General features: G+C 70.4%; 19 protein-coding genes. 6 read left to right on the top strand and 13 right to left on the bottom strand.

Annotation, left to right across the window (positions count from 1 at the left end; genetic code table 11):
• The first annotated feature begins 57 nt into the window (after positions 1–57).
• Complete coding sequence (locus AB0B39_RS17775; RefSeq protein ID WP_357489532.1) at positions 58–1,905, top strand: glycoside hydrolase family 15 protein; 1,848 nt, start codon at positions 58–60, stop codon at positions 1,903–1,905.
• A gap of 39 nt (positions 1,906–1,944) precedes the next feature.
• Here AB0B39_RS17775 and AB0B39_RS17770 read toward each other — a convergent pair whose 3' ends face one another.
• Genes AB0B39_RS17770 through AB0B39_RS17760 form a run of 3 tightly spaced genes read right to left on the bottom strand, consistent with a single transcriptional unit; the run spans position 1,945 to position 4,850 of the window.
• A complete protein-coding gene (locus AB0B39_RS17770) occupies positions 1,945–3,123 on the bottom strand; it encodes an aminotransferase class I/II-fold pyridoxal phosphate-dependent enzyme (protein WP_357574825.1) in 1,179 nt (392 codons plus the stop codon).
• 51 nt (positions 3,124–3,174) lie between these two features.
• Positions 3,175–4,071, bottom strand: coding sequence for an NAD(P)-dependent oxidoreductase (locus tag AB0B39_RS17765; protein WP_357574824.1), 897 nt, complete (start codon positions 4,069–4,071; stop codon positions 3,175–3,177).
• Positions 4,068–4,850 carry an MBL fold metallo-hydrolase gene (locus tag AB0B39_RS17760; RefSeq protein ID WP_357574823.1) on the bottom strand — a complete coding sequence of 261 codons (783 nt, stop codon included), beginning with the start codon at positions 4,848–4,850 and terminating at the stop codon, positions 4,068–4,070. The genes AB0B39_RS17765 and AB0B39_RS17760 overlap by 4 nt, the downstream gene beginning before the upstream one ends.
• A gap of 110 nt (positions 4,851–4,960) precedes the next feature.
• On the opposite strand from AB0B39_RS17760, the gene AB0B39_RS17755 reads away from it, so the two are divergent.
• The 3 genes from AB0B39_RS17755 (at position 4,961) to AB0B39_RS17745 (ending at position 8,272) form a co-directional block, all read left to right on the top strand.
• Entirely contained in the window at positions 4,961–6,361 is a 1,401-nt protein-coding gene (locus AB0B39_RS17755; protein ID WP_357574822.1) for a PLP-dependent aminotransferase family protein, read from the top strand.
• Positions 6,362–6,428: 67 nt separating this feature from the next.
• A complete protein-coding gene (locus AB0B39_RS17750) occupies positions 6,429–7,034 on the top strand; it encodes a disulfide bond formation protein DsbA (RefSeq protein WP_357489522.1) in 606 nt (201 codons plus the stop codon).
• Positions 7,031–8,272, top strand: a complete 1,242-nt coding sequence (locus AB0B39_RS17745; RefSeq protein WP_357574821.1) for an MFS transporter — start codon at positions 7,031–7,033, stop codon at positions 8,270–8,272. Before AB0B39_RS17750 ends, AB0B39_RS17745 begins: the two co-directional genes overlap by 4 nt.
• Here the strand turns inward: AB0B39_RS17745 and AB0B39_RS17740 are convergent.
• A complete protein-coding gene (locus AB0B39_RS17740; RefSeq protein ID WP_357574820.1) occupies positions 8,250–8,933 on the bottom strand; it encodes an NAD(P)H-binding protein in 684 nt (227 codons plus the stop codon). The two genes, AB0B39_RS17745 and AB0B39_RS17740, sit on opposite strands and share 23 nt — an antisense overlap.
• Positions 8,934–8,938: 5 nt before the next feature.
• A complete protein-coding gene (locus AB0B39_RS17735) occupies positions 8,939–9,877 on the bottom strand; it encodes an EamA family transporter (RefSeq protein ID WP_357574819.1) in 939 nt (312 codons plus the stop codon).
• An 88-nt stretch (positions 9,878–9,965) separates the two neighbouring features.
• On the opposite strand from AB0B39_RS17735, the gene AB0B39_RS17730 reads away from it, so the two are divergent.
• The gene (locus AB0B39_RS17730; protein ID WP_357574818.1) at positions 9,966–10,508 is read left to right on the top strand and encodes a MarR family transcriptional regulator; all 543 of its coding nucleotides are present in this window, start codon (positions 9,966–9,968) and stop codon (positions 10,506–10,508) included.
• A gap of 34 nt (positions 10,509–10,542) precedes the next feature.
• Here the strand turns inward: AB0B39_RS17730 and AB0B39_RS17725 are convergent, their stop codons facing one another.
• The 5 genes from AB0B39_RS17725 to AB0B39_RS17705 all read right to left on the bottom strand — a co-directional run bounded on the left by AB0B39_RS17725 (position 10,543) and on the right by AB0B39_RS17705 (position 13,275).
• Entirely contained in the window at positions 10,543–10,665 is a 123-nt protein-coding gene (locus tag AB0B39_RS17725; protein ID WP_357489512.1) for a VOC family protein, read from the bottom strand.
• Between the two features lie 149 nt (positions 10,666–10,814).
• Entirely contained in the window at positions 10,815–11,060 is a 246-nt protein-coding gene (locus AB0B39_RS17720; RefSeq protein WP_357489510.1) for a hypothetical protein, read from the bottom strand.
• Between the two features lie 100 nt (positions 11,061–11,160).
• Entirely contained in the window at positions 11,161–11,910 is a 750-nt protein-coding gene (locus AB0B39_RS17715; protein ID WP_357574817.1) for a DinB family protein, read from the bottom strand.
• 160 nt (positions 11,911–12,070) lie between these two features.
• Positions 12,071–12,415 (bottom strand): hypothetical protein, encoded by a 345-nt coding sequence (locus AB0B39_RS17710; RefSeq protein ID WP_357489506.1) that lies wholly within the window; start codon positions 12,413–12,415, stop codon positions 12,071–12,073.
• Positions 12,416–12,513: 98 nt separating this feature from the next.
• Positions 12,514–13,275 (bottom strand): alpha/beta hydrolase, encoded by a 762-nt coding sequence (locus AB0B39_RS17705; RefSeq protein ID WP_357489504.1) that lies wholly within the window; start codon positions 13,273–13,275, stop codon positions 12,514–12,516.
• A 298-nt stretch (positions 13,276–13,573) separates the two neighbouring features.
• Between AB0B39_RS17705 and AB0B39_RS17700 the strand changes: the two genes are divergently transcribed.
• The gene (locus tag AB0B39_RS17700) at positions 13,574–14,182 is read left to right on the top strand and encodes a TetR/AcrR family transcriptional regulator (RefSeq protein WP_234581802.1); all 609 of its coding nucleotides are present in this window, start codon (positions 13,574–13,576) and stop codon (positions 14,180–14,182) included.
• Positions 14,183–14,316: 134 nt separating this feature from the next.
• Here the strand turns inward: AB0B39_RS17700 and AB0B39_RS17695 are convergent, their stop codons facing one another.
• The 3 genes from AB0B39_RS17695 to AB0B39_RS17685 form a co-directional block, all read right to left on the bottom strand.
• Entirely contained in the window at positions 14,317–15,756 is a 1,440-nt protein-coding gene (locus tag AB0B39_RS17695; protein WP_357574816.1) for an NAD(P)/FAD-dependent oxidoreductase, read from the bottom strand.
• Between the two features lies 1 nt (position 15,757).
• Positions 15,758–16,315 (bottom strand): hypothetical protein, encoded by a 558-nt coding sequence (locus tag AB0B39_RS17690; protein ID WP_357574815.1) that lies wholly within the window; start codon positions 16,313–16,315, stop codon positions 15,758–15,760.
• 75 nt (positions 16,316–16,390) lie between these two features.
• A complete protein-coding gene (locus tag AB0B39_RS17685) occupies positions 16,391–16,690 on the bottom strand; it encodes a hypothetical protein (protein WP_357489500.1) in 300 nt (99 codons plus the stop codon).
• Positions 16,691–16,796: the final 106 nt, after the last annotated feature.

Here is a 16,796-nt window from a genome sequence, read left to right as displayed (position 1 = left end):
CCGACCGGTTCTGCCCCTAGGTTCGAAGCGCAGGACGCAGCCGAACCGGGGAGAGACGTGGACAGCTATCCGGCGATCGAGGATCACGGACTCATCGGCGACCTGCAGACCGCCGCGCTGGTGACGTGTGACGGCACTGTCGACTGGTTCTGCGCGCCGCGCTTCGACTCGCCGAGCATCTTCGCCGCCCTGCTGGACAAGGACAAGGGCGGCTACTTCCGCATCGCGCCGCACGACGTCCGGTACGTCACCAAACAGCTCTACCTCCCCGGCACGCCTATCCTGATCACCCGGTTCATCAGCGCGGACGGCGTGGCCGAGGTGATGGACTTCATGCCGGTGACCGGCGAGCGGGCCACCGACGCGCACCGCCTGGTCCGCATCGTCACCATGGTCCGCGGCAGCATGCGCTTCCGGGTGGAGTGCCGGCCGCGGTTCGACTACGCCCGGGAAGCGCATCAGCTGGAGCGTCACCGCAACGGCTACGTCTTTCGCAGCCGGTCGGCGTCGCTGACGTTCAACCCGGTGGACCCCACGGGCCGGTTGATCTCGGAACGCGGCGAGATCCACCTCGAGGGCGACGACTTCGTCGGGTTCGGCACCCTGAACGAAGGCGACACCGGCGGGGTGGTCCTGGAGACCGCCGGTACCGAGCCGCGCGTCATCCCGGCGGAAGAGATCCAGGGCATGTTCGAGTGGACCCGGGACTACTGGCGGCGCTGGGTCGAACGTTCCCGTTACACCGGCCGATGGCGGGAGATGGTCGAGCGCTCCGCGATCACGCTGAAACTCATGACGTACGCCCCGACCGGCGCGATGATCGCCGCGCCCACTGCGGCGCTGCCCGAACTGGTCGGCGGAACCCGCAACTGGGACTACCGCTACACCTGGGTACGCGACACGTCGTTCTCGGTGCACGCGCTGCTCGGGCTCGGCTTCACCGAGGAGGTCAGCCGGTACATGAACTGGCTGGACGAACGGATCCGGGAAGCCGGCGACCACCAGGACCCCCTGAAGATCATGTACCGGGTGGACGGCTCCTCCGACCTGCACGAGGAGGTTCTCGATCACCTGGAGGGCTACTGCGGCTCGCGGCCGGTGCGGATCGGCAACGGCGCCGCCGACCAGCTGCAGCTCGACATCCACGGCGAGGCGCTCTACGCCATGCACCTCGCCGACGAACAGGGCATCCGCGTCTCGCACCAGGTGTGGAAGAGCACCGTCCGGCTCGTCGACTGGCTCTGCCACAACTGGGACAAGCGCGACGCCGGCATCTGGGAGAGCCGCCACCACCCCCGCAACTACACCTTCGGGCGGGTGATGTCGTGGGTGGCGCTGGACCGGGCCATCCGGCTGGCCACGCGGACCGGCCGGCCCGGGGACATGACCTGCTGGACCGAGCAGCGCAACCGGATCTACGACCAGGTCATGGCCCGCGGATACAACCGCGAACGCGGCACCTTCGTGCAGGCGTACGACGAGAGCGTGCTGGACGCGGCGCTGCTCGCCATGCCGTCGGTCGGTTTCGTCACGCCGAGCGACCCGCTGTGGCAGTCCACCCTGCACGCGATCGAACGCGAACTGGTCTCCGACAGCCTGGTCCACAGGTACGACCCGGTCCACTCCCCCGACGGTCTCCCCGGCCATGAGGGCACGTTCAACATGTGCACCTTCTGGTACGTCGAGGCGCTGGCCCGCTCCGGCCGCCTCGACGACGCCCGACTCACGTTCGAGAAGATGTTCACCTTCAGCAACCACCTGGGTCTCTACGCCGAGGAGATCGCCGCGACCGGGGAGCAGATCGGCAACTATCCCCAGGCGTTCAGCCACCTGTCGCTGATCAACTCCGCGCTGACACTGAACGACCTGCTCGACGCCGAGGCCGAGTCCCGCAACCGCCGGTAGCACCGGCACCGTCTGGTCGACCACGTCGCGCGGGGCCTGTCACGCGACGGCGAGGGCCATACGGCGTACCGCCTCGGTGATCAGCTCCGGCGCGGTGGCCAGATTCAGCCGGACGTGACCGCCGCCCCCGGTGCCGAAGGTCGTACCGGAGTTGAGCGCGACCCGGCCTCGGTCGAGGAACACGGCCGAGGGGTCGTCACCCAGGCCCAGGGCGCGGCAGTCGAGCCAGGCGAGATAGGTGGCCTGACCGGGCTCGTACCGGATGGCCGGCAGATGCTCGGCAAGCAGCGCGGCGAGGAGCCGACGGTTGTCGTCCAGGCCCCTCAGCAGGGCGTCGAGCCACTCGCCGCCGTCACGCAAGGCGGCGGTGTGGGCGATCACGCCGAGGTGGCTGGTGCTGACGCTGACCTCGAACGGAACGCGGGCGAGGTCGCCCGCCGCGGCCGGGCCGGCGATCAGCAGCCCGCCGCGCAGGCCGGCCAGGTTCCACCCCTTGGAGGCGGACATCAGCGACAGGCCGTTCTCGGCGCCCGGCACCGAGAGGTACGGCACGAAGCGCGCTCCCCCGAGCACCACCGGAGCGTGGATCTCGTCGGCGATCACCCGCACCCCGTGCCGCTCGGCCAGGTGGGCGACGGCGGCCAACTCGTCAGCGGTGTGCAGGACACCCGTCGGGTTGTGCGGACTGCACAGCAGGTACGCCGCCGGCCGCCCACCGGACCGCGCCTGCCGGAACGCGTCCCGCAGCGTGTCGAGATCGATCCGCAGGTCCCCGCCGAGCGGCGCCTCCACGATCCGGCGGCCGGCGTGCGCCACGAACTCGTAGAACGGCGGATAGACCGGGCAGTTGACGACCACCGCGTCTCCCGGCCCGGTGACCAGCCGCAGGGCCTCGACGACGCCGTGCATCACGTCGGGCACCAGCGCGGTGCGCTCCACGGCCAGCCCGTCCCAACCCCACCGCCGCCGGGCGAACTCCGCAAGCGCCTGCGGGTACGCCGTGCCGGCGGTGTAACCGGTGTCGCCGCGCGCGACGGCGTGGGTGATCGCGTTGGCGACCGGCGCGGCCAGCGGCACGTCCATCTCGGCCACCCAGAGCGGCAGTACGTCGTCGGGGTACTCCCGCCACTTCAGGCTCGTCCGTTGGCGCAGTTGGCCGATCGTGAGCTGGCGAAGGGGATTCACGGCGTCGCGCGGACCGTTCAGCAGGCCACCCATCGCCGAAGCCTATGCGGCGAGCCCGCAGCGCGCCCCGGACGGTGCGACGAACTACGCGCTGTCACGGGTCGACCTCGTTCGCGCCTCCAGAGCGGTGATCACGCCGATCATGTCGATCGCGCCCTGGCCGTTGTCGACCGCCTCCTGGTACAGCTCCCGGCTCACCCGGATGAGGGGATGCGCCGTCCCCGTGGCGACCGCGGCGTCCTCGATGAGGCGGGCGTTCTTGAGGACGTCGGCGATCGCCGCCTGCGGGGCGAGGTCGCCCTCGGTGAGCTTGCGCGCCTTACCCCGGGAGACGACCGATGCCATCGGCCCGGATTCGAGTACGGCCCGCAGCACCTCCGTGTCCGCGCCGGTCTGCGCCGCGAAGTGGAACGTCTCGGCCAGGCCCGTCACCATGGTGATCAGGAACGTGTTGACGGCGAGCTTCATCGACAGTGCCGCCGGCACCGCGCCACACCGGAACCGCTGCGCGCACATCGCGTCGATGAGCGGCTCGACATGCCCGATCGCCTCGTCGTCGCCGGCGAGCATGGCCACGAGCGTGCCCTCCGTGGCGGGTCCGCGAGACCCCGACACCGGGGCCTCGACGTACCGTCCGCCGGATTCGCTGACCTGGACGGCGAGCGTCCGCGCGTACGCGGTCGTGAAGGTGCCCATCTGGACGACCGTGTGTCCGCGTACACGGCGGACGAACTCGTCGGTCCCCCGCCCGAGAACGGCGTCGACGGCCGCCTCGTCGCGCAGCATCAGGATGATCGTCTCGGCGGCGTCGAACACCCCCGGGAGGTCGTCGGCCGCGCGCGCTCCGGCGGCGACGAGTTCCGCGACGGGCCCGGGCGTACGTGCCCAGACGACCACGTCGACGCCCGCGTTGACGAGGTTCGTCGCCATGGGCACGCCCATGATGCCGAGCCCGATGAATCCCACCGTGCGAGCACTCATCCTGCCTCCCGCCTCCCGCTTTCCGTCGTCCGATCTGGTGTGTCGAGCATGACGGCGAGGTCTTCGCCGGCCGCCAGCACCGGCCCGTCGAACTCCCGCTGCGCGGCCGCCACGGCGGCGGCCCGGTCGTTGCCGGGCCAGAAGTGGGTGAGCATCAGCCGGCGGGCACCCGCCCGTCGAGCCCACTGGCCGGCCTCGGTCGAGGTCATCAGATTGCGGGTGGGTCCGTCGGTCTCCCCGCCGCGGTCGGTGGCCTCGACGATGAACAGATCGGCGTCGCGGCCGAGTTCGGCCAGCAGAGGGGTCGGGCCGGTGTCCCCGGAGTAGGCCACGACCATCCCGTCGGCCTCGATGCGGATGCCCGCGTTGGGCACGTGATGCACAAGGGCCAACCCGGTCAGGTCGAAGGGCCCCACCCGGTAGGCGCCGGGCAGCGGATGCAGGTCGAAGACCGCGTGCAGGTCGACGTCCGGCTCCAGGCCGCCGAGCCGGTCGAGCACACCCGGCGGGCAGTACAACGCCAGCCGTGGCGCACCGGGGGCGCCGTAGAGCCGCCTCCGGAACAGCCCGTGCAGGTCGACGCAGTGATCGGGGTGCTCATGGGTGACGACGACAGCGTCAACCGCGCCATCCGGCCAGTGCCTGAGCAGCCGCGGCAGCGTGGCGTAGCCCAAGTCGAGCACCAGGCGGTAGCCGTCCCAGTCCACGGCGAACCCGCTACAGGCACGGCCCGGCTCGGGGAAGGCGCCAGAACTGCCCAGCACGGTGACCCGTCGCATCCGCACAGAATGCCAGGCCGCCAGCCGCCTGTCCGGCCCGCGCGTTCGCGCGTCGAGGGCGTAGCTCACGTCCCTGAGCAGTCATTGGCCCGGTGTTAGGGTTCGAAACCGTGTCGATTGACTGGGCCGCTTTCGGGGTTGACCTGCACCTGGAGTTCGATCCGGCGTCCGGTCGACGAGCGGGCCTCGAGCGGGCGTTGCGCGAAGCCATCCGGGCCGGGCGGCTGACGCCGGAGACCCGACTGCCGTCCACCCGCACGCTCGCGCTGGAACTCGGCCTGGCACGCGGGACGGTGAGCGCCGCGTACGACCAACTGGTCGCCGAGGGCTACCTCAACGCCCGGACGGGCTCGGGCACCATCGTCGCCGATCTGGCCGGCAGCCGGGCGCCGGCCGCGCAGCCGGCGGCCGACGTGCCCGCGCTGCGCTACGACCTCCGGCCCGGCAGCCCCGACGTTTCCACCTTCCCGACTGCCGCCTGGCTGCGGGCCACCCGACGGGCTCTGGCCACCGCCCCGGTGACCGCCTACGACTACGGCGACCCGCGCGGCCGGATCGAACTGCGTACCGCGCTGGCGGACTATCTGGGGCGCGCTCGGGGCGTTCTGGCCCACCCGGACCAGATCGTGATCACGTCCGGGTACGTGCAGGCCCTCGCCCTGCTCGCCGGCGTACTCGACGGTGCGGTGCTCGCGATGGAGGACCCCGGCCTCAGCTTCCACCGCGACGTGGTCAGGCACGCCCGCGCCGAGGTCGTCGCACTGCCGGTCGACGAACGCGGCGCCCGCACGGACCTGCTCGGCACGCCCGCGTTCGCGGCGGTGCGGTCGGTAGTGGTGACCCCGGCGCACCAGTACCCCACCGGAGTGACACTGCACCCGCACCGCCGGCACGCCGCCACCACCTGGGCAAGGGAGCGCGCGGGCCTGATCATCGAGGACGACTACGACGGCGAGTTCCGGTACGACCGCCAGCCCGTCGGCGCGCTCCAGGGGATGGCGCCGGAGCACGTCGTCTACGTGGGTACGGCCGCGAAGACCCTCGGGCCCGCCCTGCGGCTGGCCTGGATGGTGCTGCCCGGACGCCTTGTCGAACCGGTGGTACGCGACAAGCGGCACACCGATCTGCACACCGAGGCGATCGGCCAGCTCGCCCTCGCCGATCTGATCACCAGCCACGCGTACGACAGGCACATCCGCGCGTGCCGGCTTCGCTACCGGCGTCGACGCGACCTCCTCGTCAGCCGGCTCGGACGCCACGTCGCCCTGCACGGGATAGCCGCCGGTCTGCACGCGATGGTCAGCCTGCCCACCACCGGCCCCAGTGAGCGGGAGGTCCTCGACCGAGCGGCGGCGCACGGCCTGGCGCTGGGCGGTCTGGGCGACCACTGGCACACTCCCGGCGATCACCCACCCGGTCTCATCATCGGCTACGGCACGCCCAACGAGGGCGGTTACCCAGCCGCGCTCGACACCCTGGCCCGAGTGCTCGGCAGCGGTCCACGAGGCTGAATTGGCCCAATTTTCCCGTACCCGATCGGCTCTCCTTTCTGGCCCGACCGCTTCGTAGCGTCGCGGTATGACAATCGTTGACCTGTGGTTCGACCCGCGATGCCCATGGGCGTGGATCGCCTCGCGCTGGCTGCTGGAGACCGAGCGCGTCCGTGATGTTCGGGTCCGGTTCCGCGTGATGAGCCTGACGGTGCTCAACGAGGGCCGGGACGACCTGGACGACTGGTACGCGGAGTGGCTCCGACCGGGCATGGGCCCCGTGCGGGTGCTGACCGCCGCCGAGCAGACGTACGGCCGCGAGGTCCTGCGGGACCTGTACACCGCGCTGGGGAACCGTATCCACCTGGACTCCGCACCCGTCGGACGTCAGCTGTACGTCGACGCGCTCACCGAACTCGGTCTCGACGGGCGACTCGCCGAGGCCGCCGAGAGCACCGAGTACGACAAGGCGCTGCGCGCGAGCCACGACGAGGGCATGGCTCCGATGGGCGACGCCCCCGGCACACCGTCGATCCACGTCGACGGGCACGTCTTCTTCGGGCCTGTCGTCAGCCCCGTGCCGCGTGGCGAGGCGGCTGGGCGGCTGTGGGACGGGGTGCTGCTCGTCGCCGGTACCGCCGGCTTCTACGAGCTGAAGCGGTCCCGGGACGGCCGACCGGACGTGCGTTCGTGACCAGAAGCCCGGCCCGGGTTCTCGCCCTCGCCCAGTTCATCAACTCCGTCGGGGACGGCGCCTTCTACGTCTGCTCGGCCCTCTTCTTCGCCCGGATCATCGGCCTGTCTCCCACCCAGATCGGCCTGGGCCTGACCACCGGTTGGGCGGTCGGCGCCGCCGCCGGAGTCCTCCTCGGGCACCTCGCCGACCGGCGCGGCCCCCGGGGCGCCGCGATCCTGCTGGCCGCCCTGACCGGTGCGACCATCGGCTCGTTCCTGTTCGTCCGGTCGTTCCCGCTGTTCGTGCTGGCCACCTGCGCGTACGCCTGCTGTCAGGGCGGTTTGAGCGCTGCCCGGCAGGCTCTCCTCGCGGGGCTCGTCGAGTCGGCCGACCGCACCCGGGTGCGGGCCACCCTCCAGTCCAGGGCCAACGCCGGTCTGGCCATCGGCGCCGCGCTGGGCGGCCTGGCCCTCTTTCTCGACACTCCGCAGGCCTACCTGACGGTGTTCGGCGTCGACGCGGCGAGCTTCCTCGTCGCCGCCCTGGTGCTGCGCGGGCTACCGGCCGTGCCGGCCACGTCGGGCACCGGCGGCGACGCACGGGCGCTCGCCGTGCTCAGCGACCGCCCGTACGCCGTGATCACGCTGCTCAACGCCGTCCTGCTGCTCTACATGCCGCTGCTCAGCCTCGTCATTCCCCTGTGGGTCACGCAGCGCACCGAGGCGCCCCGGTGGATCGTCGCGGCGATCCTGGTCCTCAACACCCTCAGCGTCGTGCTGTTCCAGGTCCGGATCGCCCGCCGGGTCACCGACCTTCGTAGCGCCACCCGCCTCGTTCGGTACTCCGGGCTCATGATGTTCGCCTCGTGCGGCGTGTTCGCCCTCTCCGGCCTCGGCGCGGCGCCCTGGCAGGCCGCTGCCGTCCTGCTCCTGGCCGCGGGTCTGCAGGTCGCCGGCGAGATGATGCAGGCATCCGGCTCCTGGGAGATCAGCTTTGGGCTGGCGCCCGCCGGGCGTCAGGGCCAGTACCAGGGCTTCTTCGGCGCCGGCACCGCTGTCGCACGCGTGCTGGGCCCCCTTCTGCTCACCACGTTGATCGTCACCTGGGGCGCACCGGGCTGGCTTTTGCTGGGCGGGATGTTCGTCGCGGCGGCGCTCGCCATGCGCCCGGCGGTCCGCTGGGCCGAGGGAACGTCCCGTCGTTCCCCAGCCGGTCGGGCGGATCTCGCGCCGTCTATCGGTCCGCAGCTCCGGTAGCTGACACGGGAGGTGTCCGGGTCCGCGCGACGGTGAACCTGGTACGACGGTGGCGGGGCCGTTCGACCTCGTCCAGCAGCGCCACGGCGAGATCCTCGGTGGAGATGGCGGAGGCGCCGGCCGGGTCGACCAGCAGCTCGTCGGCACCGAGCCGGTAGGAGCCGGTGCGCGCACCCGGTTCGAGGATCGCGGCGGGGCTGACGTAGGTCCAGTCCACGTCGGTGCTCGCGCGGAAGACGGCGAGCTGGTCGTTGCAGGCCAGGGCGATCGCTCGCCAGGCTGGTGGCACGTACGCCGGGTCGTCGACCACGAGCGTGCCACCCGAGCCCGGCACGGTCAGACTGCCCGCGCCGCCGACGGCCAGCAGCCGCGCGCCGGTGCGGGACAGCCCGGCGAGCAGCGTCGTCGCGACGGCCACGAGTTCGTGTTCGTGGCCGATCGGCGGGCGGGTCGCCGTGACCACGACGTCCTGGCCGGCACTCAGCTCGACGACGGCGTCGACGTCGGCGGCATCGCCGACCCGGTGGATCGCGGCCGGGGGCAGTTGGGCGAGCCGGGCCGGGTCCCGTACGACGGCCGTGACGTCGTGGCCACGACTCAGGGCCTCCGCGACGATCCGACTCCCGGTGGTGCCGGCCGCTCCGAAAACGGTGATACGCATGATCGTCAGCTCTTTCCGGTGAGTCGGGCGCGTAGGTGCTGGTTCGAGTCCAGTTGTGCGGCGGAGATGGAGACCATGGCGAGGCCGAAGCCGAGGAGCTGGGTGGCGGTGAGGGACTGCCCGAGGACCAACCAGCCCAGGGCCGCGGCGACGACTGGCGACAGCAGCGGTAGGAACGACATCGCCGTGACGGGCAGGCGTGCCACGCCGGTGAACCAGAGCGTGTAGGCCAGACCGGTCCCGACCAGGGACAGCCAGGCGTACCCGCCCAGGGCGGGCGCGTCCAGCCTGGGCGGCAGGCCCTCGACGGCCAGGGCGAGCGGGGCGATCAGCAGCCCACCGGCGGTGAGTTGCCAGCCGGTCAAGGCCAGCACGCCGACGCCGGGCGGTCGCCCCCACCGCTTGGTCAGCACGGTCCCGGCGGCCATCACCGCGGTGCCGGCGAAGCCGGCCGCGAGTCCCAGCGGGTCGAAGCCCAGCCGCCCGCGCAGGACCATCAGCCCGATGCCTGCCACACCGACGACAGCCCAGCCGAGTCGCCACCGGCTCGGGCGCTCTCCGAGCAGGACCACGGCCAGTCCGGCGACGATGAGCGGTTGCGCCGCCGAGAGCGTGGCCGCGACGCCGCCCGGCAGCCGGTACGCCGCCACGAACAGGAGCACGAAGAACGCCCCGATGTTGAGCGTGCCCAGCGCGGCCGTGCGCCACCACCAGACGCCGCTCGGCAGCCGCCTGGCGATCAGGAGAGCGATGAGGCCGGCCGGCAGCGCGCGCAGGACTCCGGACAGGAGCGGGCGGTCAGGTGGCAACCACTGGGTGGTGACGAGATAGGTGGTGCCCCAGGTCACGGGTGCGATCGAGGCGAGTCCGGTGATCGCCCAGCCGCCCGTCGTCGGGCGACCGGGTGGGAGGGCGGCCTCCCGGCGGGGATGGGCTTCGAGCACAGAAACCTCTCAACGTTGAACTGTTCGACGTTGAGATAAAATCACGACTGGTATCTTGACGTCAAACAGTTCAACGTTGAGGAGAGTGATGGCCGACAGCCTGGACCGGATCCTGGACCAGTGGCGGGCCGAACGGCCGGACCTGGACGCCAGTCCCATGGGCGTGGTCGGACGCATCCAGCGCGCGTCGCGGCTGCTGGAGCGCGGGCTCAGCGAGCACTTCGCCACCCGGGGGCTGCAGACCTGGGAGTTCGACCTTCTCGCCACCCTGCTGCGCTCGGGTCCTCCGTACCGGCTGACGGCGGGTGACCTCGCGGCCACCTCGATGATCACCTCGGGGGCCATCACCAACCGGATCGACCGCCTGGAGGCGCGCTCCCTGGTCAGCCGCGAAACCGATCCCACGAACCGCCGCAGCGTCCTGGTCACCCTGACCGATCGCGGCCGCGAGGTCGTCGACCAGGCCATGGCCGATCACGTCGCCAACGAGGCCCGACTGATCGGCGCACTGCGCCCCGACGAGCAGGAACAACTGGCGGGACTGCTGCGCACGATGCTTACCGCACTCGGGGACACGCCAGCGGACGCCCGTCCCGGACGACCAGCCCAGAGCGCGCCCGAGGGGGCCTGACCCACCTCGACTCCACCGCCCCTCGCGAGAGGCCCTAGCGGCGCAGGCAGAAGGGGTGGCCGGCCACCTCACCATCGAGCATGGCGGCCCAGAAGTGGGCCAGTCTGGCCGGATCCGAGCATTCCAGGTTGATCGCAGCGAGATGAGCCAACGGCATGATTTCGTCCTCCTGCGGGCGGGACCACCGGCGGCATGACCGGTATCCGAAATGAAAGACTGCTCTCTTTGCGTGTGACGCGGACAGACGGGCGCAGGCCGACACCCGGACGCCGGCCGCCCGGCTGAGGCCGGTCGCGTCCCGCCCGCCTAACCCTTGATGATCGCCATCAGAGCGGTGGTGAAGGGTGCGGAATCCAGGTCACCCCGGATCGCCAGTTGCAGGCTGTAACTGGTGCTGAGGGCCACGAAGGCTTCGGCGATCTGCTCGGCCTGCGGGCGACGCGAGTCGGGCACCAACTCGGCGATCGCGGCCCGCAGGGCGGAGAGCTGTCGTTGCACAACGGCTGCCAGTGGCGGCGACACCGCCGCCTCGGCGTGGATCTGCGCGACCACCGCGACGTGTCACACCTACCACATCAACACCACCGGCGAATTCTGCGTTTGGCCTATCAAACGAGTACGCGGACGGTGTAGCAGTGGACCTCCCGGAGTATCAGGCATACTCCTGTTCCAGGATGGCCAGGTCGCGGTCGGCGAACTGCACGTGCGCCCACTGGTCGCTGAAGATGACTTGCAGGCACTTGACCGCCGTACGTTCGGCGGGCGGCGGGCAGCCGATCGCGGTGTTCGGCCCCCGCACGCGGTCCAGCTCCTCCTGCGTGACCTGCGCCAGATATGCGCGCAGATCGGCGATCCGCTCGGCGCGCACGGCGAGGATTTCGCCGAGGGTGGGCGCGGCCGACTCGTCGATGCCGAACTCGGTGCCGTTGGTGGTGAACGATGCGGGTACGCCGATCGGATGGAACGGGTTCGGGCGAAGGGCCGCCGCGTGGCCATACCAGGCGTCCACGACGAAGATCGTGTGGCGCAGGGTTTGGGCGAGAGACCATTCGTCGTTCACTGATCTGTGGACGGCTTCCTCTGGCAGCACGCTTGCGCGTCGCAGCGTCGCTTGCCACAGCTCCTCGATGACATCCACCGCATCGCGCATGGTCTCGGGTGTGGTTGGCTGCAGTCGAAGCCGTTCGGGGTGCAGGCGATCCAGCTCGGCCTCGATCAATGGCATGACCTCCACGCCGTTGACGCGCAGGCCGTCGATCGCCCCGTCGATGTCGGCGTCCAACAGCAGCACGCCACGCATCCGGGCGCCGCTGAGATCCACTTCGCGGAAGGTTGCGCTGGCCATTGACAGGTCGATGAACTCCGCACCCTCGTAGTCGGGCTGCTCCACGAATCGCGTCATCGGCGCATCGTAGGGACCCGGTACGACAAGACCAGCAAATCAAGATCCCAGCATTGGGCTGCCTGGAGGTTTCCGGACAGGGGTTCCATTCGGGACCATTGACCGGAAGCGGAGGAGATAGTAGTGGCACGAGTGAAGAGGAGAAATACCGGTCAACGATCTAGACCACGCTGTCCTTCACCTCGCCGAGCATCACGTCGATGTCCCCGGATCGGATCATCTCTGCCAGGGCCGCCACCATCGCCTCGACACCGGGCCTTGGAATGATGACCAGATCGGAGCACCAGAAGTATCGGCCGCCACCAACCTCCCCGGTCCCAGCCCACCGTTGCAGGAGACGGCCGATCTCATCCGTCGTCATGAACGTGGCGTAACGACGGGTGCCATCAGCGAGGCACAGGTGCGCATCGATGTTGTCGGCCGTCTCCGGTTCGTCGTCCTGGCCGGCCATGAAACAAACACGAACGCCCTCGACCACGCGGTCCCATTCCGCTGTCTGACTCACCGGAGCATCATGGCAGCTTCGGACGCTCGACTTGGGCTCCGCTCTGCTCGGCGCTCTCGGTGGTGGAATGAACCGGACCGCCGCGTCGGCAAGCCTGGTCAACCCTGACGACTCTTGGACATCTGCATCGAGCGCGCGGTGGCGCGGGCGGCGGTGTCGATGAGGTCTGCGACCGGGCCGGGCTGCGAAACCGCCACCGCGTGGGACGCGGCGACCTCCACTGCCGTGGACCCCGCCCTGTCGGCCAGAAAGCGCTGCAGGTCCGGCGGGATGCCCAGGTCCTGAGTGGTGATCAGGGTCCAGGAGGGGATCGTCTTCCAGGCGGCCTTGGTCACGCCCTCCTCCTGGGCGCTCGCCGAAGCGGGCCGCTGCGTCGCCGCCATGATCTCGGCGGTGCCCGGGTCGACGTCGGCGGCGAAAACCTCGGGGAACTTGTCCTGCAGGATGTACTGATCCATAGTCATGCCGCCGTCGTCGGAGGGGATCGGCACCATGTTGATGCTGGTGGCGAGCTGACTTCCGGGGTACATGCCGAGCAGACCGATCACGCTCTCGCCCACGTCCGGGCTCACGCTGGCGACGTACACCAGTGCCTTGACGTTGGAGGCGCCGGCCGCGGCCTCGGTCATGACCAGCCCGCCGTAGGAATGGGCGGCCATCACGACAGGTCCGGACAAGCTGTCCAGAAGAGCCCGAACGTAAGCGGCGTCCTTCTGTACACCCCGCAGCGGGTTGGCGACGGCGATGACCGGATAACCCCGACCCCTGAGGTTGGCGATCACACCATTCCAACTGGACGAGCCGGCGAATGCCCCGTGGACCAGTACAACTGTCGGCATTCCTGCTTCCTGGCCCGACATGTCAGGAGTAGCGCTCATTCGGAGTCCTTTCGAGATGCCGCACCGCCCGCTGCTCGCGGTGTGCAGAAGGGACGACGAGGACGGCCCACCGAACATCTCTCCCAGCGGCACGCATCGGTCCGCTGTCCCCGGCTCAGGTGGGTTGCAGCATCCAGAGTTCAGCATTTTCGAGGCCACCGTCGGCCAGATGAAAAAATTGAGTGGATCATCAAATCTTTGTGCGGCACCCGGTAGCGGGTGCCGCACACCATACCGTGGAAACAGACCAGACCGAACGTTCTGTCGCTAGGATGGGAGGATGACGCGCGACGAACCCGACGCCCGGCCTTCCGAGGCACGACTCAGGCTTCTCCGCACGGCGACCAGGATCTTCTACACGGAGGGCATCCACTCCGTCGGCGTCGACCGGATCATCGCCGAGGCGAAGGTGACCAGGGCCACCTTCTACCGGCACTTCCCCAGCAAGGACGACCTGATCCTGGCCTACCTGCGTGAGGTGCATCAGCTGGAGCGCGGCATGGTCGACGAGGCTCTGGCCACCAACCGATCGCCGGTCGACCCACTCCTGGCCATCGCCGGTTCCATCGCCCAGAACATCCAGTCCCCCGGTTTCCGCGGGTGCGCGTTCCTGAACGCCGCAGCGGAATACCCCGACACGAACCATCCCGTGCACCAGGAACTCCTGGCCCACCGGCAGTGGTTCCTGGACACCATCACCATGCTCATGGCACAGGTCCACGAGGAAACTGCCGATCCTGCCGCGCGTCACTTCGTCATGCTCCGGGACGGCGCCATGGCCGCCGGATGTCTCACCGACCCCACGTTGGTGTCCGAGACCTTCCTGCGCGGGGTCGAAGGACTCCTGCGAATCAACTCGGAACGTCAGTCGGCAGAGTCGGCCCGCTAGTTTCTCGCCCGACCGCCGCCCGCACGACCTCGAGCTGGGCCACCCCCAGGCGGGGATGACCCAGCTCCTTCGTGTGTCCACTACGGCCGAGCCGCGCCGCAGCTGCGACAGCGCGCACGGCCGAGCAGCTCAGGTCAGCGGCCGTACGCCTCCAGCAGGCGCAGCCAGACCTCGCTGACGGTCGGGTACGCGGGCACGGCGTGCCACAGCCGCTCCAGGGGGACCTCACCGACGATGGCGATCGTCGCGGCCTGGAGAAGTTCCGCCACGTCCGGGCCGACGAGGGTGAAGCCGACGATGACCCGCCGGTCCTCGTCCACGACCATCCGGGCATGCCCCTGGTAGCCGTCGGCGTGCAGCGCTGCCCCAGCGACGGCGCCCAGGTCGTAGTCGACGACCCGGATGCGCAGCCCGGCGCCCTCGGCGGCGGCGGCGGTCAGCCCGACCGAGGCGACCTCCGGGTCGGTGAAGACGACCTGCGGCACGGCGTACGCGTCGGCGGTGGCGACGTGCCGACCCCACGGGCGGTCGTCTGCCGCTTCCCCCCTGGCTCGCGCGGCGATCACGTCGCCCGCCGCGCGAGCCTGGTACTTGCCCTGGTGGGTCAGGAGCACCCGCCGGTTGACGTCCCCGGCCGCGTACAGCCATCCATCGCCGATCAACGCGCCGGAGCCGTCGACCACCCGCAGGGTGTCGTCGACAGTGAGCCAGGCACCGGGCTTCAGGCCGACCCGGTCGAGGCCGACGTCCTGCGTGTTCGGCGTACGGCCGATCGCGACGAGGATTTCGTCGGCGTCGACCTGTCCGCCGTCGGTGAGCGTGATGTGCAGCGTGCCGTCGCCGTCGCGGCGCACCGAGGTGGCCTCGACACCGAGGTGGACGGACACGCCAGCATCCCGCAGGGACTGCGTGACCCGCTCGCCGACGAACGGCTCCGCCTTCGTGAGCACCCCGTCCCGAGCGAGCACCGTCACCGTCGATCCGAGACCGGCGTACGCCGTCGCCATCTCCGCGGCCACCACGCCACCGCCGATGATGGCGAGCCGGCCGGGAACCTCGCTCGCGGCGGCGGCCGCACGGCTGGTCCACGGTGCCGCCTCGCGCAGACCGGCGATGTCCGGCACCAGTGCGCTGCTTCCGGTCGCGATGACGACCGCGTGTCGGGCGGTGAGCGAGGTGGTGGCGCCGTCCGCGCCGGTCACCTCGACGACGCGGTCGGAGCTGATCCGCCCCTGGCCGCGATGCAGCGCGATCCCCGCCGAGTTCAGCCAGGACACCTGCCCGTCGTCCGTCCAGTTCGACACGAAGGAGTCCCGGCGGCGCAGCACTGCCGCCGCGTCCAACTCGCCGGTCACCGCCTCGCGCGCGCCGGGCAGCTGACGAGCCGCCCGGAGCGCTGACTGGCTGCGCAGCAACGCCTTGGTCGGCATGCAGGCCCAGTACGAGCACTCACCGCCAACCAGTTCCCGCTCGACGATTGCGGCGGTCAGGCCGCCCCGCACGACGCGGTCGGCGACGTTCTCCCCCACCGGCCCCGCGCCGATGACTACGACGTCGTACGTGGCGTTCTGCACGTCAGTTCCCCTCCGCGGCGCGGCCGAGGCGGATGGCCGCGATGAGGAAGAAGATAGCGCCGGGGATGGCGTAGCCGATCGCGTTGGTCAGCGCCGGGTTGTCCGCGGAGGCAGCCGCGATGAACGATCCACCGGCGAGTACGGAGATGCCACCGCTGATGATCATCGGCCACTGGCCGCCCATCCGGCGGCGGGTGACGCCCACGATCAGCTGCACCAGCCCGGCCACGACCGCCCAGGCGCCCCAGACGCGCAGGACCGCGGGGATGCCGGACGCGCCGGCGATGCCCAGGCCCACCGCGGCGAGGAGGCTGATCGCGACGTTCACGTACAGCAGGGTGGGCGATCCGGTGGCCCGCGACGCACGAACATCGACGATGGCGGCGGCCACGTCGAACAGCGGATAGAGCACGAGCAGCGCGGCGGTGAGGGGGTTCAGGTGCTTGGCGAGTGGGAACGTCACGGCGGCCCAGACGATTGCGAAGGCGAAGCGACCGAAGTAGAGCCGCCGCAAGGCAGCGGCCGTCGTCGAGATGCCGGGAACGGCAAGGGTGGTCATGGTCATCCTCTCGGTGATTCCGGAGCGAAGGGGCGCCCGGCGGGGTGCGGCCACCGCCGGGACGGGACGGCGGTGCTACTCGATGTCCGAGAACAGCCCCGTGATCTCCACCTGAGCGCCCTGGAGCCCACCGAAGACGGCGCCGGCAGCGGGCGTCGCGACTGCGGCGGAGGCGTCCTCGTAGCTGGCGAAGTACAGGTCGAGCGTCCGGTAGGCGGGAGTGGGCGTGCCGTCTTCCTTCGGCCACACCTTGGCCGACTCGACCCGCTGGAGCTTCGGGAACGTCTCCGCGGCCCGGCGCACGTCGGCGTAGACCTTCTCGAACTCGGCGGGGTCGGCGGGATTGCCGATGATGAGGGTGATCTTGGTAGGCATGGCGCTCTCCTCCAGAGACAGCCGCACACCCGGCGAATACCAGGTAGAACGAACGTTCTGTCTGTGAGGAACGTACCCGCCAGTCGACCCCGCCGTCAAGACCGAC

This window comes from Micromonospora sp. NPDC049114, from assembly GCF_040648635.1.
Classification (GTDB): Bacteria; Actinomycetota; Actinomycetes; order Mycobacteriales; family Micromonosporaceae; genus Micromonospora.
This window is presented reverse-complemented; position numbering and strand designations above follow the sequence as displayed.

Bases quoted from the DNA above. Each gene is read 5' to 3' on its own strand.
- AB0B39_RS17705 (WP_357489504.1), bottom strand. From the start codon at position 13,275: ATGTCGGGCCAGGAAGCAGGAATGCCGACAGTTGTACTGGTCCACGGG.
- AB0B39_RS17770 (WP_357574825.1), bottom strand. From the start codon at position 3,123: ATGGGTGGCCTGCTGAACGGTCCGCGCGACGCCGTGAATCCCCTTCGC.
- AB0B39_RS17715 (WP_357574817.1), bottom strand. From the start codon at position 11,910: ATGACGCGATTCGTGGAGCAGCCCGACTACGAGGGTGCGGAGTTCATC.
- AB0B39_RS17740 (WP_357574820.1), bottom strand. From the start codon at position 8,933: ATGCGTATCACCGTTTTCGGAGCGGCCGGCACCACCGGGAGTCGGATC.
- AB0B39_RS17690 (WP_357574815.1), bottom strand. From the start codon at position 16,315: ATGACCACCCTTGCCGTTCCCGGCATCTCGACGACGGCCGCTGCCTTG.
- AB0B39_RS17750 (WP_357489522.1), top strand. From the start codon at position 6,429: ATGACAATCGTTGACCTGTGGTTCGACCCGCGATGCCCATGGGCGTGG.
- AB0B39_RS17760 (WP_357574823.1), bottom strand. From the start codon at position 4,850: ATGCGACGGGTCACCGTGCTGGGCAGTTCTGGCGCCTTCCCCGAGCCG.
- AB0B39_RS17765 (WP_357574824.1), bottom strand. From the start codon at position 4,071: ATGAGTGCTCGCACGGTGGGATTCATCGGGCTCGGCATCATGGGCGTG.
- AB0B39_RS17725 (WP_357489512.1), bottom strand. From the start codon at position 10,665: ATGCCGTTGGCTCATCTCGCTGCGATCAACCTGGAATGCTCGGATCCG.
- AB0B39_RS17700 (WP_234581802.1), top strand. From the start codon at position 13,574: ATGACGCGCGACGAACCCGACGCCCGGCCTTCCGAGGCACGACTCAGG.
- AB0B39_RS17730 (WP_357574818.1), top strand. From the start codon at position 9,966: ATGGCCGACAGCCTGGACCGGATCCTGGACCAGTGGCGGGCCGAACGG.
- AB0B39_RS17685 (WP_357489500.1), bottom strand. From the start codon at position 16,690: ATGCCTACCAAGATCACCCTCATCATCGGCAATCCCGCCGACCCCGCC.